Source organism: Candidatus Paracaedibacter symbiosus (genome assembly GCF_000757605.1).
GTDB lineage: Bacteria > Pseudomonadota > Alphaproteobacteria > Paracaedibacterales > Paracaedibacteraceae > Paracaedibacter_A > Paracaedibacter_A symbiosus.
The window spans coordinates 1,644,522-1,664,162 of the sequence record NZ_JQAK01000001.1; the positions used below are offsets into that span (position 1 = coordinate 1,644,522).

The following is a 19,641-nucleotide window of genomic DNA, read 5'->3' on the forward strand; positions in this document are numbered from 1 at the left end:
GTTAATCACTAAAGTGCCAATCTTCAGGGAGGTTTTCATAAAAACCCTGAGGCACCTTAGCGTATCCTGTTACCTCTAATATTCTTAAGATGGCTGCATCCTTGAGGATATGTTTTAGGTGATATCCCTTTTCAAAAGCAGCGTTGCCATCAAAAAAGATATTGCCTTGGCTGTAGCCGGAGTTAATAAAGGTAGTGTAAAAGCTTGCCAACACTGGATCATGTTGCAAGAAGCTTTCAATAAGCTTTTCGGATAAGACAAAGCTTAGGCGAGGTTCAGAAAGTAAACCAGGTAAGGGGTCAGGGATTGCTTCTCTATCTTTAGGTAAAACAAAAGATTCACGAATAACCTTTCCTAAATTCTTTAAAGTTAATGGCGCAAAAGAGCGACTGAATCGATAAAACTCAGGGGTTCCATCTTCATCAATATCATGGTGGGTACGTCTTCCACCAGTCTGAGTGACGCGATGATCCTGATAGCTGATTTCTCCACCTTCTACATAGCGCTTCATCATATTGAGAATCTGTATAGCTCTTTCTTTATTTTCTAATGTGCGAACAGCAAATTGGGGATAAAGCACTGTGTTGTAAGATCCTGTAAGATTTAAAGGTAACCGTAACATTTGAGTAAGTAGAGTATTCATCGCTGTGCGATCTTCATTGGCATTTAGACGAGGGTTGCCTCCTAATGTAAAAGGGGATGTATGTTTCTCTATAAAGCTGTTTTTATAGTTTTGTAGTAATACGCTAAGTCTAACCCCTAGTTTTAGATTTGTTGGATGATCTCCTAGGGTTAAATTATTTAAAATATACTCAAGAATCCATGTCTGAAAGAAGTTAGCTTGCCCATCTGGACATCGTCCCTTAGTACCCTTCACAATTCCAAAAACAGCTGTTGCTATATCTTCAGGGCTTGAATTGTGCCAATCAGCACTTTTAACAAGGGTAAATAAGAAGTTTTGTTTACGATCAATTTTCTGAAAAAGGCTGCGGCTGGAATCTTCAAGAACACGGATGATATTATCAATGGCTCTCACATAAGAAGCCTTTATCCCAGGAGTTTGACTAATAATTTGGCGAATATTTAAAATGTCTCGATCGAGTATGAACTCATATAACTCTTGTCCTGATACGCCTAGGGAATCCTCTTGTGTAGCAAGGGCCTCATCTTGGAGATTTTTAAGGGCGTCTGAGACAATAGTGCCATAAAGTCCTATGTAGGGATCTTCATAGGTTAGACTTAAAAGATTCAGAGAGGGTTGATCTGAAGGAACTATGGCTTGCTGTTGATCAATGTAAGCTTTGGCTTGCTCATATAAGTTAGTGAGTGATATACTTTGAGGATTATTTTGTCCTGAAAGGTAAGAGGGAGCAAGGCGCCCTGCTGTTAACCATGCCTGATCAAAGCCGTCTTGGTTAAGTGAAATACGCAACTGCTCACGATAATTATGAGAGGCTTCTATCCAGCTCTCAGAGGAAGATGCAAGAGCAAGCCTGGTAATCACATCGTACCCTAACAGAGAAAAATCATGAAGCTGAGGACTCAAGACCTTAAGTATTGTCTGTGCTTTTTTATCTAGTTCTCTTTGTGCCTCTTCAAGAGATAAGTCGTGGGAAAGGGCATATTCTTTTAAAGCTCGTGCAGAGTAAAAATGCTTAACAATGGTTTCTACTTGATCTTGGTCCCTGGAATCTTTTTTTAGAAGGGAGCGAGCTAAAAGGATATCTTTCAAAATCTCATCAGAGAAAGGGGCGCCGATATGTTGCTTGATCTTTTGTAAGCTTTTATAGACCATAAGCTGTTCAGACAAGGATCGCTCATGCAGCTTTAAAGCTTTAAAGATACTTTGACTCTCTTGCTTCATTGTTGTCAAAGCGTTGGTTAAAGCTTCTTCATACTCTTGGGGCCAAAGCTTGACAGAAGGATTGAGGGTATGATCTGTGGCGGGGAGAGTTTGAATGCGGGCCAAAAGGGTTGTTAAGAAGGCCTCTCCTTCAAAAGGGCTGTACAGATTATTAATTCCATCGGCCAAGGCTTGTACCTTTTGAAGCCAGTTATGAACATGGCTTTGGGTTTGACCTTGGGGGTTTTCTCGCCAGTTTTCATCTTCCTGGCTTAAATATTGCCTGATTTGCATCATACGCATTTGCTGAGCAGCAGGATTATGAAAAGTGTTCTTGGACGATTGGACATTGAGCATCTTTTGTTCGTGGGAGGTTAAGCCAGGAATAAGCTGAGCTGCTCGTGAGCCACTTAATAGTGTCGCAATATCCTTAACTCTTTGGGTTGTTTCACCAGGATTAGTTTTATAGGCAAGCCCGTGATCATGGGCATATCGTGCCAGCGATAAATCTACCCAATAGGGTATCAAAACATCTGGCAAGGTTTGGCGAAGATGGTCACAAAATACCGTCTCTAAAAGTCCATAGACAGGCACTTCTAAATTTTCAGGATTTTGTTGCAGTTTTTTAACCACCTTGATTTTATTCTCTAGATTCTCAAGTATGCCAACCAGCTGAGCTATCTGAGAAGAGGGCTTTTTACCTTCTAAAACCTGATTATAATATGTTACTGCTTGTTGATAAAATCTGGCTATATCTGACAAATCTTCCTGCCCATGCTCAGCTCTCACGCCTAAGCGAAACGCAGCAGCAGTGTGTCCTGCGCTAGCTGCTTGCTGGTAATAAAAGCCAGCTTCATGGTCAGCTTCAGGGGTTTGATCTTGTTCTAACAAAAAGCCCATCATAAACTGAGATTCAGGATCAAAGCGTTCCTGATAATCGTGACCTCTGTAATACTGTTCTGCCTGTAGACGCGCAGATAAAGGCATATCTGAAATGTCAATGCCTCTACCAAAATAGTACATATGACCTAAAGTTGTAAAAGCTTGAGGATAAAGATAGTATAGAGCCGCTTCCTCATAGTACCGGGCTGCATAAGCGTATCTGAGGCGTTTTTCAGCAGCGGTTTCTTCTGATTTACGTTGTTGTTCATACCATTGGCCGATCTTAAAAAATCTTTCAGCACGAGGGAGGGTTTCATCGGTTTCAATATCAGCTAAGGACGGAGTAGAACTTCGCCCCTCTTCCTCATTTTCTTCCTCTTCACCCAAGTCATCAGCAAAATGAAAGCGGGCTTGCTGCCCCTCAAGAAAGGTAGCTCCTCCTCGCTCAATATAGTACCCTGCAATTGCATCAAGAAGGCGTTTCTCTTCGATAGTTCGTGCCTTATACAGCTTCCCTTGCTCATATAAGTATCCTAAATGGATAAAAGCTTCAGTATAACCGCTCATCCCAGCTTTTTGATAGGCCTGTGCTGCTTTTTGATATCCCTCTAATGTTCCTTCTTTTTCCCATTCTCTTGCTTGATTAAAGTCTTCCTCCCTACTGGCAGCATTGGCAATAATCTTGGCCAACTCTTCTTCAGGATGGGCAGGTATGAGGTTTCCTTTGAGAGAAGCACTTCTTTGCGTCTCCATCACATAAGAAGGGGAAGATCCTTCCTCCATGGCATAGGTTGAGGTACTTATCAATAAATAACAAAGTATGGATTTGACAGTTCTTGAAGTATTCATAATTAGGTTTCCTTATTTTTAAGTATTTTTTAGGTCCAGATACCCTAACTTCTTAATTATTTAATAAAAATCAAAACAAAGGAGCTACACTTGCATCCATATTTCTATGTTCTGCTAGAAGGAAAGTTGAAAGGGTTGGAAGATCTAGGAAATTTTGTAAAAACAGATGAAGCTGGTCTCCTCTTGAACCTGTGCGGGACAAATCTAAGTGAATTAAGTTAGCGTTAGGAGGTAATGCAACACCTAATTGCTCTCCCCTATGATCTAAGGGATATTCATTAAGTTTAACTATAGGTTGAGGCAGCGCAGAGCCTAACGCCACAACAGTAAAAAGGGTATTTACTTTTTCTCCCCAATTGTCAGGATTTTCCATCCCATAGGCAGACAGAGGCTGTAGCAACAGTATTAGACTAAATCCTTTTGTGGATTTTCCAACCCTACCCAGGGTTTGCCTGTTTTTTATACCTTTATCTCTCAAAATATATATTCACCGTTTCTTGCACAGTTTTGTACCTGATTCTCAGCTTGATGAGTAAAGCTCCCCTAGAGATGCTTTATTGATGAAAGGGAAGTAAGGAGATATTTAATATTTTTTTAACTATTTCAAGAAGAATATCACACGCTATTTTATTCGTTTTTTAAGGAAATATTTTTCAACATAGACAATTAAAAATATATGTAAAAATATGTAAGGAACATATTTACAATAAGAATAAAAAGGAAAAACCAATTTAGGGGAATTGGCAAAAGGTGTTAGTAGTTACCGTGTAAGAAAAGAAGAAAATTGGAAGATCACCTTAACACCGTTTGTAGAAATTCCCTTCTCAGAAAAATGGATCTTTAATAATCAAGAGGTTTTGGAAAAGGTTAAAACATCACTTTGTAAACTTGAGAACTAAGTTACATAGTTGTTTAGTAGAAAATTAGCATTTGTATTGCATGTCATTCTCCAATTTGATTACAAGAGAAAAAGGATCGTTTTTTCTATCCGTTATCTGAAGATCTAATTGACCGTTCAAGAGTGATATATTTTTCTTTTGAGATTTAACCCTATCTAAATAGTCGTATAAAGTAGTTCTGGGAATGTGAAAGGTCCGACAACAAATGGACGCCCTTGGATTGTCCAGCTTTTAAACTTTGTAAAATAGTTTGACCTTTACTCAGTTAAGTTGATGGTACCATCAAAAACATTACTTGGCTTAACCTTAGACAAATTATAAAAGGTTCTCAAATAGGTTGCATTTTTTAATCTAATTATTTTTTCTAGAAAGACGGTAACATAATTTTCTATCATCAGTTTATTTGTTTTTATGCCAAAGCTATTACTTTTCTCATTATATGCTAATTGTACTATAGGATAAGGGGTGTTTTTATTTTCATCTATGCAAAATTCTAAAGCTTTGTTTTGAGAACTTTCAATGTCTCTTATAAGATTTTCTTCTATTTCTTCTATAGATAGGGATAAATCTATATGAGAGGTTTTAGCACCATGAAGGAACTTGGTATTATTATACTGAATCATACCTACTTTTTCTGGCCTCTTATACCATTGCTGAGTCGAGCAAATAAGAAATATACTTCTATTTTTGAAAATACTTTTTAGAGTCCCGCCCTCTTGAATTTCTGCTGCAAATACAGCTGCGCAAGAACAACAAGGGGTATGAGAACAATGAACATTTATAATTACTCCTTTAACAGAGTCACTAGTATTAACTTTATTCATTAAATATTGTTGAACTTCTGGATGTTCAAGAAAATCTAAGGCTGCTTGCTCAGCACACATATAACTATTCATTTTTGGGTTGCTAGAAAACTCAGTAAAGATCTTCTCGTCATCATTTCTATCACTAGTTTTGGGGTTAAGACGCTCAATAAACCTGCCTGCCTCATATCTGTTGCCTCTTTCAAGGGAAGATTTTATATTATTTAGAATCTTCTTTCTTGCTAACACTAATGATTCTAAGTTTATTCTAGTTACAGCATTTGCTTCTACAAGCTTTTGATAATTTCCACCAGCAAAGCACGGTGGAGTTTCTGTAGTCTCTGGATATCTGAAATTGATAGCCTGCCTCAAACGATCTGGATTAATATGAACCCTTTGCGCAAGCTTTAGGGCGAAAGGGGTAGCTGTAACGCTTTCTCGTTGCTGCTCGGATATTAAACATATATATTCAGAGCTTATTTTGTTCGATTCATTTTTTCTGGTTTTGTCAACATCACAATGTCCACTTAAAAATCCTATTTCATTGTATGATACTCTTTCCTTTCCTTTTAATTGAGGATACTGGGCCTTATGATCAAAAATTTCTTGTGTTAAAACAACAGAATCGCCCAAGGTTAGCTGATTATCTTGAAGATAGACAGGGTTAAAGCTAAATAAACAAAGGTACCTATCACTTGCCTCACCTTTAGTTCCTACCTTATCAGTTGAAGGATAAGGGCGTAGAATATGCGCCATAGCAAAATGCTCCTCTGACAAGTCAAAATCAAAAGTTTTTTCTCCCAATTTGGCTTGGATTTTAAAAGTGCTATGGAGTCTCCATCCTTCTTCTACTAATTCATCTGACTCATCATTAGTAGAACAAAATGTAGGTTGGCAAATAACTAATAAAATTATTATAGTCTTTAGCGCATAAGCAATTATTTTTTTCATAAGACAAACTTCCTAATAAGCAGCAAACTTTATAGGACTATCTTTGAATTTTTTCCTATAACTTTTTATGTTAATAGGGTTAGCTGAAATATCTATTATTGTGTTTATGCAATTTTGCAAAATGTTTTCTAAATATTCAAAAGATTTTTCTGTGATTTCATTATTGCTAATATCTAGTTTCACTAAGTTTTTTTGTAATAGGCTATTTTTTTTATAAAGTTCCTGAGCTCTTTGAGACCTCCATCTCTTAAATAATTTTCAGACAAATCTATTTTCACCTGAAACTTAGAAGTATGTTTGTTGATACTTTTGAGTTGCATATCTATTCTATGCAGAATTTCTTTTAAATGTATGACTTGATCATTTTGAACACTAGAATCCGCAATACTTGAAGAACTGTAGTCTAATTTAAGGACTCTTTTAAGTTTATCAAACTGACTGAGATCATCAGGATGGTAGTGTTTATAATGATAATGATCACAATGTTTGCAATATTTTTTTTCAGTATAACAAAGGCTTTCTTCTTCAAAATCTGAAGCATAAGAAAGGCAATTTGAAAATAACAAGAGACCAAATAAAACTAAGAATTTTTTCATTGCTAGGTTCCTTGAATTAGTTAATTTAATGATTTAGTTAATTTAATGCGAAAAATAATATGAATATCATTCTATGAACAGGTGTTAATGTTAAATAGTCGATATAGAAATTTAGATAATCAACACCATGTTCAACGACACTTTCATAGGGATAAATCTATAAGTACGCTCTTTTTATTATTTCAATCCCAATCGAGTGGAAATTAAACCAATAAAAATAGGAAAAATTTCTCTTACATTAAAGTTTTGGATATTTATTGTCAATCCCACAAGCTCATCAACTTGACGACGCCCCCTGGATAGTTTGATACCACCCTTGTGACCAGGGCTTCTCCTGGCGCACCTGCAAAAGCCCTGATGTTTAGAGCTCTGTTCGGGTAATTTATATATTACTGATGGCCTCGAACTAACAGGGATTGATATTTTGCTATTGACCCTGCCCCGTAAAAACGATCCAGAAAAAAAATAGAGGTTAATGTAGGATTTTATGGGGATGGCTTTATGATGGTGTAAGAACAAAGCAGACTGCCCAAGAGCAAGAGGGTAATCTTTTACTGTTTCAGCGAGGGCATTTAACTCATCTTCTGATGCGCTTCGAAGGATTTTCTGAAGGACCTTCGCAGGGAATTAATTTCTTTTCGCATAGTTTATACAATAACCAACATGCTCTAAAATTATCGTCTTGCTCAGCTGCTTTTATAAACCATTTTTTGGCTTGCTTAGAATCAGGAGCTACAATGATTTCCTGGCCATGGGTAACACCATTCAAATAATTTTCTCCTATCATCTTGAGAATGAATTTGCCTTTGGGATTGACACACTTTACAAGAATCTCTTTTCCAGACTCCTCATATTTCTCTAATCCATCATAAAAAAAAGTGATAGGAACAGAAAGGCATTGACCTAGATCAAGAAGACGGCTTGCCGGAATGCGATCTAAACCATTTTCGTATTTATGAATTTGCTGGCTTGTTACCCCAAGAGCTTTTGCCACATGATGCTGTGGTAATCCTAATTGCTTGCGACGTTCTTTGAGTTTTTTGCCTATCAGGCTTTCTATGGAGGAAGTTTTCGTTGGCATTTTTATATCTGTCTTTCTTATTGAATAGCCTTCTTTATAGTTGCTTTTCTTTCCCTAATCGGAAAAGGAATTACGTTTTCTCTGTTAGAACTAACTAGCTTTTTTTCCTGGCTTTTAGCTTTTAGGGGAAAAAGGTCATTTTTTGTTTCGTTTTGAAGATAATGTTTAAGTAAAAGATCATCTTTTTGCCTTTTCCATAACTCTTTACGGATTATGGTTTTTAGATTTTCTGTTTTTTCAACAAACCGATCATAATCTTCAGGAGATGCAGGGAGCATCAAGAGAACCCGGCCATCCTGATATAAGGGAGAAGTAAAAAAAGAATCAAAAGGTGATAAGTTTTCAGCATCTTTCTTTTCCAAAATGAGCCTTATTGCTTCCTCATCAAAGTAATCAGCAATAAAGAAAAGAAGCTCTAACCCTTGTAATACAATTTCAACCATTGCAGCATCATACAAAGACAAACTTCGCATTCCTAAAAGCTCGCCTGTCTCCAAACTAAATGTTTTAAGAGTTAGGCTCTCATTGTCATTTTCCAAAGACAAGCAGACAGAAAAACCGGTTTCTTTTTGTGAAAGAGTTAGTATGTTTTCATGAAATGAATAATTATGTCCAAGATGGTAAGAAAATGTTAGCTCTTCCCAAGAAGAGACGCTCTCTTCTAAAGCACAAAACAAATTTGGATCATTCATAAAAAAATTATTTGTAAAGTTATTCATTCCGGCTCCTAACATATCTTTTTAAGCCTTTACAATATGTTCTTAAATGGTACATATTGTAAGGGCATAATAGTTATTTATGTTTCGTCTGGCAACTTATATTTACTACCATAACTTAGCCTTTCTAATAAAATCTCACCTCTAAACACTAAGTGAAAAAATATGTATAATTTTCCTTATAAGAACATATTGAGTTATTTATAGAAAAAACCTACTTTTAAACTTTATAAGAAAGAAAAAATGAAAGAGGTTTCGTAAAGGACTATCTCAATGATTTATTTTGGATATCCTTGTAAACCTTGAAGGTAAAGGATACATTTATTCCAGCTTACAATAAAAATGAATGATTCATGGATCAGGATCAACTTTTAGCTTTCTACTATACAGTAACCTTAGGGTCTACGGTAAATGCTGCTAACAAACTAAATGTTACCGCTTCATGGGTTAATCGACTTATCAAAGCTCTTGAGGAAGAAGTAGGGCACCAGCTTTTCACAAAAAAAGGCAAACATCTTACCTTGACACCAAAAGGGGAGATATTTCTTAAAACCGTTAAAAGGTTTTTTGCGGAATATGAACATTGCCTCATAGAAATGGGAAAAATTTCCAATAAGATGGAAGGCCAGTTTACCTTATCACTTCCCCCTTTTATCAGTAGTTCATGGTTTGTGGAGGAAATAGCACCCTTTATTAAAGCTCATCCTAACATCTCTCTAGAAATTAAAACTTTGACAGAGGCGCCCGACCTTAATGAAGGAAAGATTGATATTGATATCAGGCCACTTTCAAAACCAGATGAGAATATTATAGCAAAGTATTTGATGACCTATGACATTGGCCTTTATGCCAGCAAATCCTATCTTCAGGAAAAAGGATCGATAAAGCAAGCTAGCGACCTTGAATCCCATCATCTCATCTCCTTTTCCAGAGATTATCTCTTTCCTTATGCTCCTGTTAATTGGCCCTTAAATTCAATCTCTAAAACAAAACAACCTATAGTTATTGATTGTCCCCTTGGGATCGCGCATGCCATTGAAGCCGGACTTGGCATTGGCCCCCTTCCTAACACCGTCGCCAATCTAAGCCAATCCTCTTTGATTCCTATCTTGCCGGAAACGCTGACTCATTCCATCGATATCTATTATACATACCCCAAAGCTTTATCAGAAAGCCGTGTCGTTAATGAACTTTATGATTATTTACACACCCGCCCAGAAGGTCCTCAAAAAAGGTAGAGTTAAAGCGTAATTTCATAACTGTTTTACCATTTCCCAGCTCTAGAACGCGAATTCAAAAGCCTTAGCATTGTACAAACCTTTCTTACCATTCACGCACAAAATTATAGAGAAACGATCTAAAATTATACTTATTGACCATCCATGTTAAATGCAATAGCTATAACATTAATTGATGGGACCATCATAATTTAAGATGCCTATTTTAATAAAACTAAAAATATTCACTGATATTAAAAAATAAAAAGAAAACAAAATGACCTACGATATTACTATTATTGGAAATGGGATTTTAGGGCTTTCTACGGCTCTTTCCCTAGCATTTTTAGATCCATCATTAAAAATAGGGGTTGTTGGCCCAGAAAACAAAGAGGGGGGAGCCAGTGTAGCAGCAGGAGCAATGTTAAATGCTTTTGCTGAAATCACCTCTACTTCTTTAAAATCATATGCTGGTCAAGAAAAATTTAACCTCTCAATCCAAGCTTCTAAACGGTGGGATTCTTGGATAAAGAAAATAAATGATTTTCTTCCAGTTCCTGACCAGATCACCTATCAAAAGGGAACATTCCTAATCCTTAACTCAAAGTCTGGCATATTAGATTCTGAAAATTTTTACTCCATTCTTAAAGCTCTCAATGAACACAATGAACCCTATGAAGAAGTTAATCCTGCAGAAATACCTGGATTACATCCTTTGGAAGATTGTCGTCCATTAAGATCTTTATATCTACCTAATGAAGGATGTATAGACTCAGGGAAATTTATGAGAGCCTTACAAGACATAGCAACTAACCATTATAAAATTTCTTTTATAAATAAAAAGGCCAAGTCTTTTAATGTAAGAGGTAATTCTGTCACTTCTATTAACATCGAAAGTGGAGAATCCATTAGCTCAAAAACATTTGTTTTAGCTATGGGCAGCTACAGTCAAAAGTTAATTGATACTCTTCCTCAAATATCAAGAAATATCCCTCGATTATTAAGTGGCATGGGATGCTCTCTAGTTGTCAATCAAGATAACAATAACATTGTTCAACATGTTATCCGTACTCCAAATCGCTCTGGTGCCTGTGGTTTACATGCAATGCCTCAGGGAGAGGGGAATTTATATATTGGAGCTACAAATAATGTTTATATGAATCCTAAAACTCATCATAAGGCTGGCTTTACCCATTTTCTTTTAGAATGTGCTTTAGAACAGATAAACCAAAACTTACATAAATCTGATATAAAAACTTACTATACAGGAAATCGCCCTGCAACCATTGATACTTTTCCTTTAATAGGTGAGACATCTATAAACGGTCTTTGGCTGTTAACAGGGACTTATAGAGACGGATTCCACCAGTCACCCTTTTTGGGGGACTCCATGGCTAGAAAAATACTTGGTTTACCTCATGAGTTAAACAATATCTTCAAACCAGAACGTTCACTAATCAAAACTTTTACAAAAGAGGAAAGCATAGAAGAAGCTATTCGCCATTATATGTGTGGTGCCTATGAACGGTCTATGAAGCTTCCTAAAGCTGGCTGGGATGAAGTATTAAGGGATCTTATTCATAATAGGGTTAATTATGTTTATGACAGGTTGGAAACAAATTTCGGATTAAGTCCTGATATGATGATGATGTTTGAATTTTCTGATGATTTTGAAGAGAGCTTAGATTATTTCAAAGATTATTTTAAAGGAAATCATCTACGAAAAAACTTATCCATTTTATAAAGGAAGAAAAACTAAACGATAAAATATTACCCTATCTTGTATAGCCAAATATGATACCGATAAATTTTTTAGTTAAATATTTACTGATAAGCTATATGTCTTATTATAATAAGCTGTTTAATATTAAGCGTAGCTAATCATGCTAAAGCAGGGTCAATTTAATATGAGATCTATTTTTGATTTTTTTAAACGTTCTCTCCTACTTGAGTCAGAAGTATCTTTGAATATTATCAAAATATTTGGCTTATTTAGTGTTATTAACTTTCCTCTTTTTTATCTGCTCCCTCAATATTTAAATAAAGGAAACTACGAGTCACTCTTTCTTAGAAGTATTGCTTTTATCCTCTGTCTTTGCATTACTTTTGTAGAAAGGTGGCCTAATAAGCTAGAAAAATTTATTCCTCTATTCTGGCATTTAACTGTCATATATTGTCTTCCGTTTTTTGGTACCTATATGTTCTTGGAGAATATCAACTCTATTTCATGGCTCACCAATATTAGTATTGGATTGGTCTGGCTAGTGTTAATAACAAATTGGATAACATTTATTCTTTTCTTATTAATAGGTGTTTCACTAGGAGCTTTTGCTCATTACTTGGTAGCAGGGCCAACTTACTTGAACATGGAAGTTCTGGGTGGTGCTTTTGTTAATTACCTATGGGCAGCAATTATAGCCGCCATTTTTGCTCAAAGGAAAGAAAACATCCAAAATATAAAGCAAAAATCTCTCAAAATGCAGGCAGCAGCTATAGCACATGAAATGCGAACTCCCTTATCGGCCGTGAAGCACATAGTAAATGGATTGAAATTGCATCTACCAACTCTTATTAACACTCAGCAAACTGCACAAGAAAAAGATCAAAACATTCCCTACATTAGTAAAAACAAGCTACAATCTCTTGAAGGCATGCCGACAAAACTAGAAACAATTGCTGGAAGCGCTTCTAATGTCATTGATATGCTCCTCATGAATTTACGAGAAAACCCACCAGAAGCTGTTCTTGTGAAATGTTCCATGCTGGATTGTGTGGAGATTGCGCTCAATGCCTATTCATTGACAAATCAAGAAAGGAACTTGATCTCCGTAGAAAGAGGTGAAGATTTTGAGATCAAAGCAAACCAAGACCTTCTAAAGCATGTGTTTTTTAACTTGCTTAAAAATTCTCTTTACTATGTCAAGGCCGCTAAAAAAGGAAAGATTTCAATATGGACGGAGAAAGGGCAACAGGTAAATAAACTACACTTTAAAGACACCGGAAAAGGCATCTCCAAAGAGAGTTTACCTCATATTTTCAATCAGTTTTATAGCCGTACTGACCATGGAACAGGAGTGGGACTTGCCTTTTGTAAAATGGTGATGCAACACCTAGGTGGCGATATTACTTGCGACTCTGTTGAAGGTGAATTTACTCAATTTACCTTAACTTTCCCAGTCCTTAAATAGCTGACACTAGGTCATTCCTTATTTTAAAGTTAAAAAGGGGTAAGCTAACCTCTCGGGGCTGTTGAAAAAGCCGATATTTCTTTTATTTTAAATGTCTCATTGTAATGCCCCCCGTTTAGCAAGCAAATTTTAAAGGAGTCTCGAGTTGTTTGTTTTTGGTTAAAAACGGCGCCGTCAAGTTAATTTTTGTAGATAGTAAAGATATGTTTAATTGGACTCATTAGACGCAAATGAGTCCACTTGAGAACATCTTTTGCATCTTCACAATAGTTAACTTGACGGCGCCGTTTCAAACTGACAACAGGAAATGTCGATGACCGTAAAGTCGTAGAAAAGTTAACACATGGCTTAAACGGATGGCTTTTTGGAGATAAGGGATACATTAGCGGCCCCCTGGCTGAAAAGCTTAAGGCTAAAGGATTAGAGCTTATGACAAAAGGAAAGAAGTCCATGAAAAACCAATATCTGGATCCTATTAAGTGTAAAAGTTAAGACCTAATCTGAGTGCGCCACGAAGCGCTTTGTGACTAACGGTTGGAAGTACCGTGATAGAAAAGAAGCCCCATCTTACTATGTACTGAGCCTTGAGCCTCATATGGTAACATCTGATGTTAAGCGTAGGTAGGGAAACAGCAGGCCGTAAGCATAAGCTGAAGTGATTGAGCTCCGTTAAGGTCAAATTAGAGTGGCCGATGATTTTCAGATATCAGAAGGCAATATTGAAGCGCGTACTACGGGCAATGCGTTTTCAACACTCTCGGGGTCGTAGAGCACGGCATGTTGTTAAAGCCATAAAGTGAACGTGGGAGACCCTAATTATTCGCAAAGGACGCGTATTGAGCGACAAGTCTGAATGGCAAGGAACACAAGATGATAATTAGGGAGTCAGAGGAAGCATAGTATCGCTGAGCGTGGGTAATGCCACGGGAGGGAAGGCTTCCAGGTAAACTTGACATCGAAAGGGAAACGTAAATGGGAACAACAGAATTCCAGATAGATACGGCAACAAAACTTAAGAGGATAGCTTGGTTGTCTGCAAGTGACTCGACAAAGACGTTTAGCAATATAATGCATCACGTCAATATCGCATCCTTGCAGGAATGCTATTACTTACTGGATGTAAAGAAAGCAGTAGGAATAGATGGAGTTACAAAAGAACAATATGGTGAATATCTTACAGCTAATCTTGAAGATTTAACTACCCGAATGAAACGTATGGGCTATAGGCCATCTCCAGTAAGGCGCGTAGAGATACCCAAGACTGGAGAGCCAGGTAAATACCGTCCATTGGGGATAAGTAACTTTTAAGACAAGCTGGTTCAAAAACAGTTTCAGCGTATCTTGGAAAGCATATATGAGCTAATATTTCTGTCATGTTCTTTTGGATTTAGGCAAGGAATAGGGTGTCACGATGCTATACGAGCACTACATAATTATCTATATAAAGAACAGGTAGACACTGTTATTGATGTAGATTTAGCCAAGTTTTTCGACACAATTGACCATTCCATATTGGAAAATATTCTAAGACTTAAAATTAAAGATGAGCGTTTTATACGCTACATTGTCCGAATGTTTAAAGCAGGTGTATTGTCAGAAAGTGAACTAATACTATCCGATGAAGGAGTACCTCAAGGTAGCTGTGTAAGCCCAGTACTTGCCAATATACTTGCTCACTATGTGATAGATGAATGGTTCGAAGAAGTGGTTAAAAAGCATTGTCGGAACAAGATTGGCCTTTTTAGGTACTGTGATGATTGTGTGCCACGAGCACAAAGAAGGATTGTATGAAGCCAGAAGTATGATTTGAATTTGTGTGCAACTGTATGAGAGATGGAGGTAGGCCCTCCGAAGCCGCTTTGCAGGAAGAGGCTTCAAACCACTCTAAGCTGCGCTGGTCAAAAGCCAGGGTGGTGAGCGTTAGAGAAAAGGTATCTTGCAAGATATCAGGTAAGAATCAAGGAGATGAAGCGATTAAACCACTGCTGAAGTGTCGAAAGCGTATCGATGAGATCAAAACCGAGGGGGAGTCGTTAACTCGGGATAAGCTTAGCGGAAACCTGTTTACTGGCTAAGTGGTCTCCGGCATAGAGGTGGCATGAACTTGACTCAGGCTCTTATATGGAACGTGGGAACTTGTGCTCTGATGCAAAGGGAGACATCCAAGTGGAAGCCCCACAAGGATTAGAGTACCAAAGCAGAGCACAGGGGCGGATTGACTCGTATTAGTGAGGAAGTTAGTGAAAGCTAATGGAGCGAAGGGGTCGAGTTATCTGGTTTTACTATTGAGTCAACCATGAAGATGGAAGGAACGAAGTGAGTAAGACGAAACCATTTTGTATTTCCAAGCAAAGCGTAATGGCCGCTTGGGAAAGAGTTAAGGCGAACAAAGGGGCCTTTGGGGTTGATGAAGAATCTATTGAAGATTTCGAATTAAACTTAAAGGATAACCTTTATAAGTTATGGAATCGAATGTCATCGGGTACCTACTTTCCTCCACCAGTGAGGGCAGTGGAAATACCGAAATCTGACGGCAGTAAGCGTTTATTAGGAATTCCGACCGTTTCGGATCGAATTGCACAAGCAGTTGTTAAGAGCTACTTGGAAAATATAGTCGAACCGAAGTTCCATGAAGATTCTTATGGATATCGTCCTGGGAGATCAGCATTGGATGCGGTAGGAGTAGCCAGGAAGCGTTGTTGGCGGCAGGATTGGTGTATTGATCTGGATATCAAAGGCTTCTTTGATAACTTAGATCATTCATTGATGATGAAAGCAATAAAATTCCATACAAAGGAGAAGTGGATTCATCTTTACATTGAGAGATGGCTAAAAGCCCCTTTACAAACAGAAGATGGAGAACTGATCAAAAGGGAGAAAGGCACTCCCCAAGGGGGAGTTGCTAGCCCTTTGCTAGCCAATATATTCATGCATCATGCGTTTGATGAGTGGATGAGGAGATACTTTCCTAATGTAAAGTATGAGCGTTTTGCAGATGATATTTTGGCGCACTGTAGTTCGCTAAAGCAAGCGGAAAAGGTGCTGGAGGGAATCAGGAACAGATTGAAAGAATGTGGTCTTGAGTTACATCCAGAGAAGACAAAGATTGTGTATTGTAAGGATTCGGATCGCAAGGGCTCTTACGAGCACGAAAGTTTTGATTTTCTTGGGTACACATTTCGTCCTCGTCTGTCAAAGAACAAGATGGGGAAGGGCTTTGTAAACTTTACGCCCGCGATTAGCAAAGAAGCTGCAAATCGGATTAGAAAAGAAATCCGAAGTTGGAAGATTCATCTGCGAAGTGACAAGAACATTGATGACCTAGCAAGGATGTTCAATGCCTATGTACAAGGATGGGTAAATTACTATGGACGATACTACAAATCGGCCATGTATCCATTTTTGCGTAACATAGAGCGTTATCTGATCCGATGGGTTATGAGGAAATACAAAAGATTCCAAAGGCATAGACACAGAGCAAGGAATTGGCTGGGTCGTGTAAGAAAACGCGAGTCTGGATTATTTGTTCACTGGAGATTAGGTCTTGGATCACCGGTTAGATAATGGGAGCGGTGTGAGTCGAGAGGTTCATGCACCGTTCTGCGAGCAGCATTGGGGGAAGTTCCCGATGCTGACTCACCTGGTGATCTGCTGCCGCTACGAGAAAGATGCAGTGCGGATTAGGGAAGTCATGATCAAACGGCTTGCCAAGTTCAAGCTTGAGCTTAATGAGGAAAAGACAAAACTTGTCTCGTTCTCAAAGAGCAAGAGCAAGCAAGGTACCAGGCAAGGTGTCTTTGACTTTCTTGGATTTACCTTTTACTTAGGGAAATCACGCCGTGGCACGATTGTTCCAAAGATAAGGACGAGTGGTAAACGGTTACGTGCAAAGCTTAAGCGTGTTAACGAATGGGCGAAGAGAATACGGAATCAATATCCACTCAAGGTAATTTGGCAAGCATTGTGTACAAAACTACGAGGTCACATTCAATACTATGGGGTGAGCTTCAACTTTAGGGGCGTACAGACATTCATCGATAAAGCCACGAGAATTATGTTTAAGTGGCTGAATCGACGGAGCCAACGTCGATCCTTTGACTGGGAACACTTTAGACTGTTTATAAAGCGTTTTCCACTTCCATCAATTCACATTGTACATTGTATGGTTTAAGCATCTCACCCAGGTGAATGAAGTTATCGTGAGCCCATTGCCTTAATAGGGCATGATGTGGTTCTAACGAGGGGCCAGCTCAGGAAACTGACTGGTCTACTCTATTAAACTTGAGAATTAAATGGCGTAGTTTTTTGATAGCTAATTGGCATATGCATCTATAGGATAAAAAATCTCCTTTCTCAAAAACGCCATTTTATAGAAGGATAAATTACTAATTTTTTAGTGCGGTTTATTTACCTTTTATTTTTAGCATAAGTTTCAAAGCAACCTTTTAGAAAAGCTTTGCAATGTTAGAAAAACTCATGAATATAGGAAGAATTTTAACTCTATTCGCTTTAGATATTTTGGAGAGCATCCCAAACCTGGGGGTCATTAGGGAAAGCAAGGAAAAATATTTTATAATTGTTAATTTAAAAGTATACAGGCTTATTTTTATGAATTTCTAGGCAAATTGAGGTCATGTGAATTTAACAATAATATATTTCTTTTTGCCGTCACGCCGGATAAGCAGGGCCCATTGCTGAGCCCAACTCTCCTAAGAACCCCTCGTGGGCATTTCTGTCCACGAGGCTCAAGCCTTTATAAGACCATTTCTTGATGATCCAGCTTTTCTGTCCTGTACCTTTAACAAGTTTTCCCATAACAAGCCCAACCTTCTGCGTTTAGGCTGATCACCTTTACGCTTTATTAATCGATTGCCAAGATACTCTTGGTAATTTGGATCATAGGGAGTGGCTTCAGCTCTTATTTTGATATGCCGCTGTATAGGAATCTTGCTTGCTTCCATCAACCTTAGGTAAGTTTGATTTCCATTCTTATCTTTAGTTTTCACGGAAAACACCCAGTTTCTCTGTTGGTATCGTAGAAAATATTTGTCTCTAATCCATCTTCTGCCTTTATTCGGATGTCGTCTTTTGGACCATCTCCATAGAGTGAAGAAGATATGAGCGTCTACATAGCTGAAGGTTTGCTTTGAACAAACATGACGATAGTAATTTCCCCAGCCTCTAATCTTTGAATTCAGACGTTGGACAATCTCTTCCGTCTTTGCTGTTGCGCGGCTCTCTATGATTTCTCGAATTTCAGTAAGAAATCGTTTAACATTGCTTTTGGCAGGTTTAATGATGCACTTACCTTTATACTTACGTATATTCATTCCTAGAAAATCAATTCCTTCATTGATATGAGTGATCTTCGTCTTCTCTTGTGAAAGAGATAAACCCCTTTCTTGCAAGAAGGCTTCTACAGCTGGTCTGACCTTTATTTCTAGCACTTCCCTTGTTGCGCCTGTAATGATAAAGTCGTCACAGTAGATACATATGTTAACTTTATCTTGTCTTCTAGCGACAGCCTTAACTACTGTTTCTAGGCCACTTAACGCAATGACTAAAAGTGCTGGCGAAATTGTCCCACCCTGAGGCGTACCGTTTTCCATAGAGTAAAATCGCCCTTTTTCTATGTAGCCAGCAGCAAGCCACTTCTTGAGCATTCGTTTATCCATGGGTACATTATCTTGTAACCATGTTCCTGATATACTATCGAAGCAGCTTTTTATGTCCCCCTCTAAGATGTACTCAGCAGCATCCTTTCGAGCCAGTGCATCAAAACACCGGGCAATCGCATCTGCGGTTGATCGTAGAGGTCTGAAACCGTAAGCATTTTTGTCTGCTATCATTTCTGCGATGGGTTCGAGTGAAAGCAGGTGAAGTGCCTGTTGGGCTCGACATTCCATCGTTGGAATTGATAATGGGCGAAACGTGCCTTTTGTTTTCTTAGGAATATAGATACGCCTTAGCGGTTGGGTTTTGTACCCTCTACGCTTGAGCGATCTTGCTGCTTGTATTTTCTGTTTGGATGTTCTCCAGACAGTTCCATCAATACCTGGTGTTTTTGCACCTCGATTTTGGACAATTCGTTTTACAGCTAATAGCTTAGCATAATACGAATGGGTAAGAAGCCTTTGCAAAGAGTTTACTTTGCCTTTCTTCCCTTCCCGATAAGCTTTCGCGATACGCATTTGCAGCCGATGTACATGAGCGATAACTGGTTGCCAATCAATGCTATCCCAGTCTTTATCGTATGCTGAAGATGCACCAGCTTGTGGAGCTTCCATTACTGTCATTTGCTTTTCTTCATTCTATCGGTTCTGCCAATTCTCTCACGATTAAAGACCAATGAGACGTCAGCTCACTTTCGTGCTTGGTAACATTTAAACCAATATCTGCGCCATTACAGCGTAGCCTTCGCTTTTTCTCATCTCCTTTTCTTGCATAGTTACCAGCTCATCTCACGACGCGCTTTCCCAGGGAATACCTGGGAACTATACAAGGTTGCCACGTTTCCTTGTCAAAAGCATACTGGGTTAGGTGCCCACTGTAGACCGAGAGATGTCTTAACCACGAATGGAGATTAGGGAAGCTCTCATTCTTATCTCTTTTCCTA

17 protein-coding genes and 1 pseudogene are annotated in these 19,641 nt (G+C 38.1%); 10 read left to right on the forward strand and 8 right to left on the reverse strand.

Annotated features, from left to right (window positions below):
- Position 1: 1 nt before the first annotated feature.
- Positions 2 to 3,574, reverse strand: coding sequence for an SEL1-like repeat protein (locus IG80_RS0107495; protein ID WP_032113171.1), 3,573 nt, complete (start codon positions 3,572 to 3,574; stop codon positions 2 to 4).
- Positions 3,575 to 3,644: 70 nt separating this feature from the next.
- On the reverse strand, positions 3,645 to 3,974 hold the full coding sequence (locus IG80_RS0107500) for a hypothetical protein (protein ID WP_156962093.1): 330 nt from the start codon (positions 3,972 to 3,974) through the stop codon (positions 3,645 to 3,647).
- A 340-nt stretch (positions 3,975 to 4,314) separates the two neighbouring features.
- Between IG80_RS0107500 and IG80_RS15715 the strand changes: the two genes are divergently transcribed.
- Positions 4,315 to 4,473: a hypothetical protein gene (locus IG80_RS15715; protein ID WP_198027265.1), complete on the forward strand. Its 159-nt coding sequence runs from the start codon at positions 4,315 to 4,317 to the stop codon at positions 4,471 to 4,473.
- Positions 4,474 to 4,730: 257 nt separating this feature from the next.
- Here IG80_RS15715 and IG80_RS0107505 read toward each other — a convergent pair whose 3' ends face one another.
- The 5 genes from IG80_RS0107505 to IG80_RS0107520 form a co-directional block, all read right to left on the reverse strand.
- Positions 4,731 to 6,227, reverse strand: coding sequence for a hypothetical protein (locus tag IG80_RS0107505; RefSeq protein ID WP_032113173.1), 1,497 nt, complete (start codon positions 6,225 to 6,227; stop codon positions 4,731 to 4,733).
- Between the two features lie 12 nt (positions 6,228 to 6,239).
- Entirely contained in the window at positions 6,240 to 6,410 is a 171-nt protein-coding gene (locus IG80_RS15720) for a hypothetical protein (RefSeq protein ID WP_198027267.1), read from the reverse strand.
- Complete coding sequence (locus tag IG80_RS0107510) at positions 6,410 to 6,823, reverse strand: hypothetical protein (RefSeq protein ID WP_032113174.1); 414 nt, start codon at positions 6,821 to 6,823, stop codon at positions 6,410 to 6,412. The genes IG80_RS15720 and IG80_RS0107510 overlap by 1 nt, the downstream gene beginning before the upstream one ends.
- 577 nt (positions 6,824 to 7,400) lie before the next feature.
- The gene (locus IG80_RS13285) at positions 7,401 to 7,904 is read right to left on the reverse strand and encodes a helix-turn-helix domain-containing protein (RefSeq protein WP_052046211.1); all 504 of its coding nucleotides are present in this window, start codon (positions 7,902 to 7,904) and stop codon (positions 7,401 to 7,403) included.
- Between the two features lie 17 nt (positions 7,905 to 7,921).
- Positions 7,922 to 8,623 (reverse strand): hypothetical protein, encoded by a 702-nt coding sequence (locus IG80_RS0107520; RefSeq protein WP_156962094.1) that lies wholly within the window; start codon positions 8,621 to 8,623, stop codon positions 7,922 to 7,924.
- A 350-nt stretch (positions 8,624 to 8,973) separates the two neighbouring features.
- Between IG80_RS0107520 and IG80_RS0107525 the strand changes: the two genes are divergently transcribed.
- The 9 genes and pseudogenes from IG80_RS0107525 to IG80_RS0107555 all read left to right on the forward strand — a co-directional run bounded on the left by IG80_RS0107525 (position 8,974) and on the right by IG80_RS0107555 (position 17,196).
- Positions 8,974 to 9,858, forward strand: coding sequence for a LysR family transcriptional regulator (locus IG80_RS0107525; protein ID WP_032113176.1), 885 nt, complete (start codon positions 8,974 to 8,976; stop codon positions 9,856 to 9,858).
- A gap of 256 nt (positions 9,859 to 10,114) precedes the next feature.
- Positions 10,115 to 11,581, forward strand: coding sequence for an NAD(P)/FAD-dependent oxidoreductase (locus IG80_RS0107530; protein ID WP_032113177.1), 1,467 nt, complete (start codon positions 10,115 to 10,117; stop codon positions 11,579 to 11,581).
- Positions 11,582 to 12,101: 520 nt separating this feature from the next.
- A complete protein-coding gene (locus IG80_RS0107535; RefSeq protein WP_232224350.1) occupies positions 12,102 to 13,025 on the forward strand; it encodes a sensor histidine kinase in 924 nt (307 codons plus the stop codon).
- Positions 13,026 to 13,313: 288 nt separating this feature from the next.
- Positions 13,314 to 13,487: pseudogene (locus tag IG80_RS14020) on the forward strand (transposase); the annotation flags it as partial.
- Between the two features lie 510 nt (positions 13,488 to 13,997).
- The gene (locus IG80_RS15075; RefSeq protein WP_052046212.1) at positions 13,998 to 14,333 is read left to right on the forward strand and encodes a reverse transcriptase family protein; all 336 of its coding nucleotides are present in this window, start codon (positions 13,998 to 14,000) and stop codon (positions 14,331 to 14,333) included.
- 6 nt (positions 14,334 to 14,339) lie between these two features.
- The gene (locus IG80_RS15080) at positions 14,340 to 14,816 is read left to right on the forward strand and encodes a reverse transcriptase/maturase family protein (RefSeq protein WP_156962115.1); all 477 of its coding nucleotides are present in this window, start codon (positions 14,340 to 14,342) and stop codon (positions 14,814 to 14,816) included.
- Positions 14,817 to 14,851: 35 nt separating this feature from the next.
- Positions 14,852 to 15,100 (forward strand): hypothetical protein, encoded by a 249-nt coding sequence (locus tag IG80_RS0107545; RefSeq protein ID WP_032113179.1) that lies wholly within the window; start codon positions 14,852 to 14,854, stop codon positions 15,098 to 15,100.
- A 283-nt stretch (positions 15,101 to 15,383) separates the two neighbouring features.
- The gene (gene ltrA, locus IG80_RS0107550; protein ID WP_156962095.1) at positions 15,384 to 16,589 is read left to right on the forward strand and encodes a group II intron reverse transcriptase/maturase; all 1,206 of its coding nucleotides are present in this window, start codon (positions 15,384 to 15,386) and stop codon (positions 16,587 to 16,589) included.
- Positions 16,570 to 17,196 (forward strand): RNA-dependent RNA polymerase family protein, encoded by a 627-nt coding sequence (locus IG80_RS0107555; protein ID WP_052046214.1) that lies wholly within the window; start codon positions 16,570 to 16,572, stop codon positions 17,194 to 17,196. The genes ltrA (IG80_RS0107550) and IG80_RS0107555 overlap by 20 nt, the downstream gene beginning before the upstream one ends.
- Positions 17,197 to 17,770: 574 nt before the next feature.
- Here IG80_RS0107555 and ltrA (IG80_RS0107560) read toward each other — a convergent pair.
- A complete protein-coding gene (gene ltrA, locus IG80_RS0107560; RefSeq protein ID WP_075553171.1) occupies positions 17,771 to 19,321 on the reverse strand; it encodes a group II intron reverse transcriptase/maturase in 1,551 nt (516 codons plus the stop codon).
- Between the last annotated feature and the right edge of the window lie 320 nt (positions 19,322 to 19,641).